We start from the raw sequence: 1,855 nt of genomic DNA, 5'->3' as shown, positions 1-1,855 counted from the left end.
CGCCGGACCGGCCGCGATGGGGCGCCCAGCGGCCCCGGCGATCTAGGCTGCTACGCTGAAACCCTGGGGCCGCTGCGCGCCCCATCGCGGCACGGGGCCGCTCCTACAGGTGGACAGGATTGCACCTTATTGCCTGGGGTCGCCCATCGCCAGCCTGCCCACTCCACCTGACCACCATGGCTGCACACCGCCGCGCACTCGCGTAAACTACGCCGCCCACGTGGAGGCATCATGCAAGACGACGATTTTTCCCTGTTCAAGGCCGAAGTGCGCGGCGTCAAGCCGATCACGCACGACCGTGCCGAGGTCGGCAAGCCCAAGACCGACCGCCAGAAGCTGGCCGGCCTGCGCCAGTCGGCGACCGTGTCCAGCGACAAGGCGTTGGTCATCGATGGCATGTCCGACCAGTTCGTCATCGACGTGGGCGCCGAAGACGAATTGATGTGGCGCCGGGACGGCGTTCAGGAAACCCAGCTGCGCAAGCTCAAGCTTGGGCAGATACCGTTCGAAGGCAGCCTTGACCTGCACGGCATGACCGTGGAAAAGGCGCGCGAGACACTTTGGGATTTCATCGCCGAAGCGACCCGCCTGGAAGTACGCTGCGTGCGGGTCACCCACGGCAAAGCGGCACGCCTGGATGGCAAGCGCCCCATGATCAAGAGCCACGTCAACACCTGGCTGCGCCAGCACCCGCAAGTGCTCGGCTTTGCCTCCTGCAGTGCCCGCCACGGGGGCACCGGCGCCGTCTATGTGATGCTCAAGCGAACCATGCTCGAAGGCCGCGACGAGTAACGCCGCGCTTGCAGCGCCGCCCTTGCCGCCGTAACCTTCGTTTTTGCGATTTTTCCCACAGGTAGATCCATGTCCCTGGAACAGAACTACACCGAGATCCTCAGCCAGATTGGCGAGGACGTCTCCCGTGAGGGCCTGCTCGACACGCCCAAGCGGGCTGCAAAGGCGATGAAGTATCTTTGCCGCGGTTATGAGCAAACACTGGAAGAAGTGACCAACAACGCGTTGTTCAGTTCCGACAACAGCGAAATGGTGCTGGTCCGGGACATCGAGCTGTATTCGATGTGCGAGCATCACATGCTGCCCTTCATCGGCAAGGCCCACGTGGCCTACCTGCCCAAGGGCAAGGTGCTGGGCTTGTCGAAAGTGGCGCGTATCGTCGACATGTACGCCCGTCGCCTGCAGATCCAGGAAAACCTCAGCCGCCAGATCGCCGATGCCGTACAGCAGGTCACCGGTGCCGCCGGCGTTGCCGTGGTCATCGAGGCCAAGCACATGTGCATGATGATGCGCGGTGTGGAGAAACAGAATTCGAGCATGATCACGTCGGTGATGCTGGGTGAGTTCCGCGCCAACGCGGCCACCCGCAGCGAGTTCCTCAGCCTGATCAAGTAACCGGCTGCGTCACCCAGGCCGACCCCTGCCGGTCGGCCTTTTTCATTTCAGGAGTTTGTAGATGATCGTCAAAGCCCTGCGGGTTGGCCTCGGCCAGCTTATCGTATTCGGCGACTGGGTCAGCCGCCCGGCCAAGCGCAAGCGCGACCCGGCGGCCCAGGCCGGCGTGGACGAGGCGGCCAAGGGCCTGGCGCTCTACCAGTTCCATGCCTGCCCATTCTGCGTCAAGACCCGCCGTACCTTGCACCGCCTGAACGTGCCGGTGGCGTTGCGCGACGCCAAGAACGACCCTGTGCACCGCCAGGCCCTGGAGCAAGGCGGTGGCCGGATCAAAGTGCCATGCCTGCGCATCGAGGAAGCGGGCAAGGTGACCTGGATGTATGAGTCCAAGGCCATCATTGCTTACCTGGATGAGCGGTTTGGTAAGCATTGAGTCACTGAGCGAGAT

At 63.3% G+C, this 1,855-nt stretch carries 3 protein-coding genes; all 3 read left to right on the top strand.

What is annotated here, in order from left to right; genetic code table 11:
- The first annotated feature begins 231 nt into the window (after positions 1-231).
- The 3 genes from ACF8GB_RS04900 (at position 232) to ACF8GB_RS04890 (ending at position 1,840) form a co-directional block, all read left to right on the top strand.
- Complete coding sequence (locus ACF8GB_RS04900; RefSeq protein WP_058639717.1) at positions 232-792, top strand: Smr/MutS family protein; 561 nt, start codon at positions 232-234, stop codon at positions 790-792.
- Positions 793-861: 69 nt separating this feature from the next.
- The gene (folE, locus tag ACF8GB_RS04895; RefSeq protein WP_023535356.1) at positions 862-1,407 is read left to right on the top strand and encodes a GTP cyclohydrolase I FolE; all 546 of its coding nucleotides are present in this window, start codon (positions 862-864) and stop codon (positions 1,405-1,407) included.
- Between the two features lie 61 nt (positions 1,408-1,468).
- Positions 1,469-1,840: a glutaredoxin gene (locus tag ACF8GB_RS04890; RefSeq protein WP_058639716.1), complete on the top strand. Its 372-nt coding sequence runs from the start codon at positions 1,469-1,471 to the stop codon at positions 1,838-1,840.
- The last annotated feature ends 15 nt before the right edge of the window (positions 1,841-1,855 follow it).

Origin of the sequence: Pseudomonas sp. xss_4, from assembly GCF_043104125.1 — a bacterium.
In the GTDB taxonomy this organism is placed as follows: Bacteria; Pseudomonadota; Gammaproteobacteria; order Pseudomonadales; family Pseudomonadaceae; genus Aquipseudomonas; species Aquipseudomonas parafulva_B.
This window is presented reverse-complemented; position numbering and strand designations above follow the sequence as displayed.

Bases quoted from the DNA above. Each gene is read 5' to 3' on its own strand.
- ACF8GB_RS04900 (WP_058639717.1), top strand. From the start codon at position 232: ATGCAAGACGACGATTTTTCCCTGTTCAAGGCCGAAGTGCGCGGCGTC.
- folE (WP_023535356.1), top strand. From the start codon at position 862: ATGTCCCTGGAACAGAACTACACCGAGATCCTCAGCCAGATTGGCGAG.
- ACF8GB_RS04890 (WP_058639716.1), top strand. From the start codon at position 1,469: ATGATCGTCAAAGCCCTGCGGGTTGGCCTCGGCCAGCTTATCGTATTC.